The following is an 8,795-nucleotide window of genomic DNA, read 5'->3' on the forward strand; positions in this document are numbered from 1 at the left end:
AGGGTTGAGAGGTTGAGGCAGGGATGAAGCCGCGATACGGCCGTTGAGGCGAAGCGTGTGCGCGCCGTGTGTGCTTGGGGAGGGTGTTCGACTGCGGGTTAAGGATTTGGGGCCGTGCTACGTTCGGCCAAAACCATAAAATGTCCGACGACGACACTTAAGAATTGGCGGTTTAAAACGCGTTTCTTTGCTTCGTTTCTTTGCGCGTTTGCAAAGAAATGAAGTTCCGCCCCGAACAGGGGCTAATAGAAATAAGCAAGAAAATACTACATATGCCGGCCGCTGCGGCGAGCAGAAGGACTCAACGCTATCCCCACACTCGCCGCAAGCAAAAGCCCGCAACAAAACGCTCAAGCAAGCGAAAGCGGCGCCTACTGCCCGATTTCGTGGTTAGCCAGTATCTCAAGCGCTCGCACCATCGCGGAGTGGTCCCACGCCTTGCCGCCATGCGCGACGCACGCATTGAAAAGTGCCTGGCAAGTAGCCGTATTAGGCAACGAAACCCCAAGCGCTTGCGCAGTAGACAGCGCGAGATTCAAATCCTTTTGATGAAGTTCGATCTTGAACCCTGGATCGAACGTACGCTTTGTCATGCGCTCGCCGTGAACTTCAAGGATCCGCGACGACGCAAATCCGCCCATCAGCGCTGCGCGCACGCGCGCCGGGTCCACTCCCGCCTTGGACGCAAGCACCAAGGCCTCCCCGACCGCCTCGATGGTCGCCGCCACAATGATCTGATTGGCCACTTTACACACCTGTCCGGCGCCCACGTCACCGATCAGCGTGATGTTCTTGCCCATCATCTCGAACAGCGGCTTGACGCTATCGAAGGTCGCCGCTTCGCCGCCGACCATAATGGTCAACGAACCCGCTTTCGCGCCGACTTCCCCCCCTGAAACCGGTGCGTCCAGATACTCCGCGCCGCTCTCCCGTACCCGCGCAGCGAACTCCCGGGTTGCCATCGGTGAAATCGAGCTCATGTCGACAACAATCTGCCCCGCGCGCAACGTGTCGGCGAGTCCGTGTTCGCCGAACAAAACGCGCTCGACGTCAGGTGTGTCCGGCACCATGATGAAGATCACGTCGGCACGCTCGGCAACCGCTGCCGGGCTGTCGCATGAGATTGCACCGGCCTGCTTGAGGTCGTCAGGTACGCCGCTGCGCGTAAATGCGGCGAGGGCGACACCATTCTTGAGAAGGTTGGCGGCCATGGGCTTGCCCATGATGCCGAGTCCGACAAAGCCTGCTTTTTGCATGAAATCCTCCGTAGATAACCAACGCGTCCGCTCTTGCCGGTCCGCTTATTTCTGCATGAAATGTTTTTGAACCGTCTGCGCCGCGGTTTTCAGTAGCCCCATGTCCGCGCAGACCGCAACCACGCGGCAACCCATCGAAATATAACGCTCCGCGTCCGCCTGAACGGGCGCCAGGATTCCGCTCGGTTTGCCGGCGGCCTGTGCGCGCTCGAAGACCCGCGCGATAGCCTGCTGCACCTCGGGATGGTTAGCATTGCCAATGTGCCCGTAAGCGGCCGCAAGATCGGACGGTCCGACGAACACGGCATCGACTCCGTCGACGGCGACGATCTCGTCAATCGCCTCGACCGCTTTGCGACTTTCAATCTGGACGATAACGCAGACGTTGTCGTTAGCGATGTCGAAATAGTTCGGTACGGTCCCGTAACGATTGCCCCGTTGGCTGACCGAGACGCCGCGAATGCCCTGCGGTGGGTAGCGAGTGGCCGAAACGGCACGGGCCGCATCCTCAGCACTGTCGACAAACGGCACCAGGAAGTTCGAGACGCCGCTATCGAGCAGCCGCTTGATGAAGACGCTGTCGTTGGCCGGCGGCCGCACGACCGGCGCGCTTCTACTGTCCTTGAGCGCCATCAACTGAGGAATCAGCGTCAGGACGTCATTCGGAGCATGTTCCGCATCCAGCAGCATCCAGTCGAAACCGATGATGCCGAGCAATTCAGTGGCAATCGGACTGGCGAGCGAGGCCCAGCACCCGATCAGGGTTTCGCCGCCGCAGACGGCTTGGCGAAAGGCATTGGGTAACGGCTGATACGGCGTTGTAGCTGTCATGGCTATTTTCCTCAAACGGCGATTGATCGGGACGAGTTCCGACGCTTGTTAGATCGCATGTTATAGGTCGTCGTACGTCTAGGTCGAGAGTAGCACTGGCAGGGATTCGTGCAACAGACACGTAAACCCGCATGTGTCGGAGCCCTAACCAGATGAGGTGTAGCGTCAGACAATTATGTTATAGGATGACGGATATCTGTAGCGGTCACTCAAGGAAGCTAAAAGGGACTTGTGGCGTCGTCGCGGTGGGGAGATTACACGCGGTAGAGCGGAGGGGGTGGGAGTTAAAGCGCTGCGTCAGCGACTTCGTTGGCGCGCCTTAGCCGCTCGTGGCTATTGGACAAGTGCATGCGCATGGCTGCACGCGCACCTTCGGCATCGTGCCGTGTGATCGCCTCAAGAATGCTTTCGTGCTCGAGATTCACCAGCGCCACATAATCCTCCGGTTCCGCGGGAGCGATTCGCGCTGAGTCAAGCCGGTTCCGGGGAATGAGCGCCGTGTCGCGTGTCGACGATATTGCCCGCCTGCAAGCGCGAGATCGCCTCGCGGATGACGGTGCGGCTCACACTCAGCGTGACCATAAGTTGCGATTCAGCCGGCAGTTTGTCGCCTGGCTTCAATGCAGCGGACGCAATCTGCTCACTGACGTAACTGATGACAAACTCGGCCAGATGACGGGCGCGTCGTGGCGGTACAGCGGAAGCCAGCGGTGTAGCCATCGAAAACGCCGCTCAAATCAAATAGTTGCAGATACTTTCTGATTTTCATTTTTGCGGCGCCCGATGGCTAAGCAGGGCGCTTACTGTGCGCCGAGTTTCTTGATAAGCACGTCGAGCTGGTTCATTTCGTCGTCGATCAGATCGGTCAGCGGCGCGCGCACGGGTCCGGCGCTATGACCCACCAGTTTTGCGCCGGCCTTCACGATGCTGACTGCGTAGCCTGCGCGACGGTTGCGGATTGCCAGATACGGCAGGAAGAACTCATCGATCAGCTTGCCCACCGTCGCGTGATCGTCCGCGGCAATGGCGCGGTAAAAGTCCATCGCGGTTTTCGGAATGAAGTTGAATACAGCCGACGAATACACCGGTACACCCAGCGCCTTGTAGGCCGCCGCATAGACTTCCGCGGTCGGCAGGCCGCCCAGGTACGAGAAGCGGTCGCCCAGGCGGCGACGGATCGTCACCATGTTCTCGATCTCACCAACACCATCCTTGAAGCCAATCAGGTTGGGGCAGCGATCGGCAAGACGCTCTAGCATGTCAGCGTTGAGCTTCGAGTTTGCGCGGTTGTAGATGATCACGCCCATGTTCGGCACGGACTTGCACACCTCTTCGGCGTGCGCGGCAATACCTTCCTGGCATGCTTCGGTGAGGTAGTGGGGCATCAGCAGAATGCCGTTCGCGCCATGACGCTCGGCTTCCTGCGCATAGGCGATCGCGACGCGCGTGGGGCCGCCCGCGCCGGCGAGGATCGGAACCTTGCCCTTACAGACCTCAGTGGCCGTGCGCACGACGTCGGAATAGTCGCCAGGCGTAAGGGAAAAGAATTCACCCGTGCCGCCGGCGACGAACAGCGCCGAAGCCCCATAAGGTGCGAGCCATTCGAGGCGCTCGGCGTAGGTGTCGGCGCGGAAGTCGCCCTGTTCGTCGAAGTCCGTAACCGGGAAGGACAGAAGGCCTTCGGAAACAATCTGCTTGAGTTCTTGCGGTGTCGTCATGTTCAATATCCAGGGAGCGATGAGTTCGGAGAGGTGCGAGCTGTGCTTATACGTCATCGTACAACAAGAAGTGGGGCACTTCAACCGTGATTTCGAGCCATAATGGGCGATATAGGGTAAATACGGAACGTCTACCGAGCACTACGTGTTGTAGGATGACGTATGAATTATTGCTTGCTATAGGCACCGCAGCACCATAAGGATCGATGCAATGGACCAGTCTCCGCTCTACATTCGCGTTCACCCCGACGACAACGTCGCGATTGTCGTCAACGACGGCGGCCTGGGTGAAGGCGCAGTATTTCCCGATGGCATTGCGCTGCGCGAGCGCGTGCCACAAGGGCACAAAGTCGCACTGGCCGATCTCTCGGAAGGCGATGAAGTCATTCGCTATAACGTGGTGATCGGCTACGCGCTCAAGTCCTTGCCCAAAGGAAGCTGGATCAACGAGCACGTGATCCGGATGCCGAGTCCGCCCGGGCTCGAGAATCTGCCGATCGCGACCATCAAGGCGCCGGACATGCCGCCGCTCGAGGGCTTCACGTTCGAGGGTTACCGCAACGCTGACGGCTCGGTCGGTTCGCGCAATATTCTCGCGATCACGACCACGGTGCAGTGCGTGGCCGACGTGGTCGAGCACGCGGTGACACGGATCAAGGCCGAGCTGCTGCCGCGCTATCCCAATGTGGACGACGTTGTCGGGTTGGGCCATACCTATGGTTGCGGCGTAGCGATCGATGCGCCTGACGCGATGGTGCCGATCCGCACAGTGCGAAACATCAGCCTGAACCCGAACTTCGGCGGCGAAGTGATGATGGTCAGTCTCGGCTGTGAGAAGTTGCAGCCTGAGCGGCTCATGCCGCCGGGCACGATTCCGATTGTCTCGGCCGCTGGCGTTGCTGAAGTTGCCGACATTGGCGATCTGGATGCGGACCTGAACGGCGACGTCGTGGTGCTGCAGGACGAAGCGCACGTCGGCTTCCAGTCGATGATCAACTCGATCATGAAAACGGCCGAAGGCCATCTGAAGCGGCTGAACAATCGCCGTCGCGAGACATGCCCGGCTTCCGATCTCGTGATCGGCGTTCAGTGCGGCGGCAGCGACGCATTTTCCGGACTAACTGCGAACCCCGCGGTAGGTTTCGCGACCGATTTGCTGGTGCGCGCTGGCGCGACGGTCATGTTCTCCGAAGTCACCGAAGTGCGCGATGGTGTCGACCAACTGACGGCACGCGCGGCAAACGCGGATGTCGCAGCGGCGATCATCCGCGAGATGCAGTGGTACGACGATTACCTGAAACGCGGCGGCGCCGACCGCAGCGCCAACACAACGCCCGGCAACAAGAAGGGCGGCTTGTCGAACATCGTGGAAAAGGCGATGGGTTCGATCATCAAGTCGGGCAACTCGGCCATCTCGGGCGTGTTGTCGCCGGGTGAAAAGGTCCGGCAGAAGGGCCTCATTTATGCAGCGACGCCCGCGAGCGATTTCATCTGCGGCACGCTGCAGGTCGCGGCCGGCATCAACCTCCACGTGTTCACGACCGGGCGCGGCACGCCGTACAGCCTCGCGGAGGTGCCCGTCATCAAGGTCGCGACGCGCTCGGACCTCGCGCGCCGTTGGCATGACCTGATGGATATCAACGCCGGCACTATTGCAACCGGCGATGCCACTATCGAAGACGTGGGTTGGGAGTTGTTCCACCTGATGCTTGAAGTGGCCAGCGGTCGCAAGGAAACCTGCGCGGAGAAACTCAAGCTTCACAACGCGTTGGTGCTGTTCAATCCGGCACCGGTGACCTGATCGCGGTGTGGGGCATAAATACGCGCGATGCCTGCTGCTCGCCACCGAAGGATACCGACGCAAGCACGCAGCGCGCCGCTGAATTTGTCGCTTGGCCGCGCTATGGCGCTCTGGTTTCGCGTGTTGCCGCCCTGCTAGAATGGCTATCCAGCCGGTTGGCATCATCGAGCGCACGGCGCCGGGATGGCTCAACTGGCAACTCATTTTCGTTCTCATTTTCGTTAAGACCTGCTTCTGAAAACGCCGGATTCGGCGTGAAGCTGTTCACGCGACACGCCGACCTTTAAAGACGACGATGAACCTGCTAGATGCCCTGGTCGAACAGCGAATCCCGGCCGCCGCCGCACGCGATGCGTCCGATAATCTGCACGGGCAGCACATTGCCGTGCGGTTGTTCGCGCGCTTGGATGAGCACTCGGATGAGCACTCGGATGACCACGACAAGGGCATCCCTCAGTGACGCCTGAAACCGACCTCGCGGCGGCAACCTCCAGCGAGCGGGATCGCGGTTTCATGGCGCTTGCGCAGGCCGCAGCGGAACAGGCTCGCGCCTTGGGCGAGGTGCCCGTCGGCGCGGTCCTCGTGCGTGGGGACGAAGTGATCGCGACCGGTTTCAATCATCCGATCGGCGGCCACGATCCCTCGGCACATGCGGAAATGGCCGCATTGCGGGCGGCATCGGCGGTGCTCGAAAACTACCGGCTGCCCGGGTGCGAGCTATATGTCACGCTCGAACCCTGCATCATGTGCGCGGGCGCGATCATGCACGCACGCATTGCCCGCGTGGTGTTCGGCGCGTCCGACCCAAAAACCGGCGCGTGCGGGAGCGTCTTCGATGCCTTTTCGATTGGCCACCTCAACCATCACACGACCGTGACAGGCGGCGTGCTCGCGGACGAATGCGCGAGTTCGCTACGCAGTTTTTTCGCCGAACGCCGGCGGGCGGTGCGTGCTGAACGCGACGCGCGCAATGCGGCTGCACCCATTTCCCCCGATCCACTTACCGTTCGCTCATGATCATCCAGCCCCGCACGATCGACCTCATTGCGCCTTCCGGCTATCCGGATCCAGAAGCGGCGGAACGCGCGAAGGACCGTCTGCTCGCGCAGGGACATACGCTGGAAAATGCCGATGTCACTCAACGCCGATATCAGCGCTTTGGCGGCACGGACGGCGAGCGGGCCGCCGATATCAATCGCCTGGCCGATCCGTCGCGGCAACTGCCGGACATCGTGCTCGCGGTGCGCGGTGGTTATGGCGCCACGCGCATTCTTCATGGCCTCGATTACGAAGGCTTGCAAAGCCGCTTGCGCGACCAGCCGATCGCCATCGTCGGACATAGCGATTTCACGGCGCTCCAGCTTGCGCTCTATGCGCGCGCTGGCCTGAAGACGTTTGGCGGGCCCATGCTCGCCGTCGATTTTGGTGCGGACGAACTCAACGTCTTCACGATGGAACACTTCTGGAATGCGATCACCAAGTCGGTTATGACGGTAAGGAGTGATGTCCCGCAGGCTCAATCCACCGATGTTACCGGCATGTTGTGGGGCGGCAACCTGGCGATACTCGCGTCGCTTATCGGCACGCCGTACATGCCGCCGGTGGAGGGCGGGATCCTGTTTATCGAAGATGTCAACGAGCACCCGTTTCGCATAGAGCGGATGATTTATCAACTTCATCAGTCCGGCATCCTCGCTCGGCAACAGGCCTTGGTGCTCGGGGAATTTACCGGCATCAGGTTGTCGGAACTGGACAACGGCTATACGTTCGAAACCATGCTCGAACAGGTACGCTCGGTGATTCGCATTCCGGTGGTGACGGGGCTGAAGTTCGGTCATGTGCCTGAACTACTGACGCTGCCGTTCGGCGCGACCGCTCATCTGGTTGCTCGACCACACGGATTCGAGATGAAACTATCGAATTATCCCCATCTGGCGTAATAGTTTTGTCGGTTCAGCGAAGCGTCCGCAAGGACGCTTTTTTTTCGACCGCGCGCACTGTTTTGGCACTATTTTGCACGTGGGTTGTGCACTGAATTGTTGACAATTTGGTCGATCACGCGAGACGAATTAAGATGGAAAAACATGTAAAACTCTATTAATTACAATGACTTGGAATATATTGGGGCGCATGAGTCTGCGGTCGTAAAAAAATATTTTGCAGAAATTGTTGACAGTTTTTATGTCCGTCTTAATATACCCAACATACGAGAGACACACACCTATGTCAGAGCCGAAGTTCACCGCAACGTCGAATGTCAGCGTCATCGGCAATGCAGTGCCTGCCGTGGCTGCGACCGCCGAATCGATCGCGGAGAACATTCGCGCCGCGATTGTCGAGCATCGCCTGGCGCCTGGTGCGAAGCTGACAGAAGCACAGTTGTGCGAAGTATTTGACGTTAAGCGCGGCACTGTGCGACAAGCGCTTGCCCAGCTCGCAACTGAGCGGCTCGTCGATCTCGAACCGAATCGCGGGGCGTTTGTCGCAAGTCCGTCGATGCAGGAAGTGCACGACGTATTCGAGATGCGACGGATCATCGAAAGCGCGGTCGTCGAGAGCATTGGCAGCGGCCATGGCACGCGCCGGCTCAAGTCGATCAGCACGACCATCGGACGTGAGCGCAAGGCTTATGAGAGCCGCGATTTTTCGTCGTGGATACGGCTTTCCGGCGAGTTCCATACTGAACTCGCGCAACTGACGGGCAATACAGTGTTGTGCGAGTGTCTGTCGGGACTGGTGGCGCGCTCGACCTTGATATCGGCGCTTTACGAATCGCTGGGCAAGAGTTCATGCAGTTTCGAGGATCACGAAGAGATTCTCGCCGCACTCGACGCCAGTAATGGTCCCCTTGCCGTCGAATTGATGACACGCCATTTGCAGGCGGTGGAATTGAAGATGCTGGAGCGGCCCGCACGAGGGGCCGTCGACTTGCGCGAGGTCTTTGCCAAGCCCGCCGGGGCAGGCGAGCGCGACAAGAGCGCTTGACCCTTACCCTTTGCGCGACCGGTCTTCGGGCGCGACGCAGTACCTGAACCAGACAGCCGAAAGAAACGAGGAGCATGCATCCAGGGGATGCGTGCGGCCTGCTGCATGCCACGAACCTTATCAAAAGAGTACTGCGCGCGGATGTCGCGAAAGTGCCTGCCTGTATTGATAGACATCGAACCTTTATCCGGCTTGATTGCCGAG

At 59.7% G+C, this 8,795-nt stretch carries 7 protein-coding genes and 2 pseudogenes; 5 read left to right on the forward strand and 4 right to left on the reverse strand.

Features of this window, described 5'->3' with window-relative positions:
* Nucleotides 1-371: 371 nt before the first annotated feature.
* The 4 genes and pseudogenes from WCA53_RS17840 to kdgD form a co-directional block, all read right to left on the reverse strand.
* A pseudogene (locus WCA53_RS17840) lies at nucleotides 372-1,268 on the reverse strand (2-hydroxy-3-oxopropionate reductase); the annotation flags it as partial.
* 33 nt (nucleotides 1,269-1,301) lie between these two features.
* Complete coding sequence (gene garL / locus WCA53_RS17845) at nucleotides 1,302-2,087, reverse strand: 2-dehydro-3-deoxyglucarate aldolase (RefSeq protein ID WP_423913339.1); 786 nt, start codon at nucleotides 2,085-2,087, stop codon at nucleotides 1,302-1,304.
* Nucleotides 2,088-2,371: 284 nt separating this feature from the next.
* Nucleotides 2,372-2,807: pseudogene (locus WCA53_RS17850) on the reverse strand (FadR/GntR family transcriptional regulator).
* An 80-nt stretch (nucleotides 2,808-2,887) separates the two neighbouring features.
* A complete protein-coding gene (gene kdgD, locus WCA53_RS17855; RefSeq protein WP_423913343.1) occupies nucleotides 2,888-3,805 on the reverse strand; it encodes a 5-dehydro-4-deoxyglucarate dehydratase in 918 nt (305 codons plus the stop codon).
* A gap of 211 nt (nucleotides 3,806-4,016) precedes the next feature.
* Here kdgD and garD point away from each other — a divergent pair, with 211 nt between their 5' ends.
* The 5 genes from garD to WCA53_RS17880 all read left to right on the forward strand — a co-directional run bounded on the left by garD (nucleotide 4,017) and on the right by WCA53_RS17880 (nucleotide 8,591).
* Nucleotides 4,017-5,606, forward strand: coding sequence for a galactarate dehydratase (gene garD, locus WCA53_RS17860; RefSeq protein ID WP_423913348.1), 1,590 nt, complete (start codon nucleotides 4,017-4,019; stop codon nucleotides 5,604-5,606).
* A gap of 295 nt (nucleotides 5,607-5,901) precedes the next feature.
* Nucleotides 5,902-6,066 (forward strand): hypothetical protein, encoded by a 165-nt coding sequence (locus tag WCA53_RS17865; RefSeq protein ID WP_423913351.1) that lies wholly within the window; start codon nucleotides 5,902-5,904, stop codon nucleotides 6,064-6,066.
* Nucleotides 6,063-6,623 carry a tRNA adenosine(34) deaminase TadA gene (gene tadA, locus WCA53_RS17870; RefSeq protein ID WP_423913353.1) on the forward strand — a complete coding sequence of 187 codons (561 nt, stop codon included), beginning with the start codon at nucleotides 6,063-6,065 and terminating at the stop codon, nucleotides 6,621-6,623. Before WCA53_RS17865 ends, tadA begins: the two co-directional genes overlap by 4 nt.
* The gene (gene ldcA / locus WCA53_RS17875) at nucleotides 6,620-7,546 is read left to right on the forward strand and encodes a muramoyltetrapeptide carboxypeptidase (protein ID WP_423913356.1); all 927 of its coding nucleotides are present in this window, start codon (nucleotides 6,620-6,622) and stop codon (nucleotides 7,544-7,546) included. Before tadA ends, ldcA begins: the two co-directional genes overlap by 4 nt.
* 283 nt (nucleotides 7,547-7,829) lie before the next feature.
* On the forward strand, nucleotides 7,830-8,591 hold the full coding sequence (locus tag WCA53_RS17880; RefSeq protein ID WP_423913358.1) for a GntR family transcriptional regulator: 762 nt from the start codon (nucleotides 7,830-7,832) through the stop codon (nucleotides 8,589-8,591).
* Nucleotides 8,592-8,795 lie beyond the last annotated feature (204 nt).

Origin of the sequence: Caballeronia sp., from assembly GCF_049581465.1 — a bacterium.
In the GTDB taxonomy this organism is placed as follows: Bacteria; Pseudomonadota; Gammaproteobacteria; order Burkholderiales; family Burkholderiaceae; genus Caballeronia.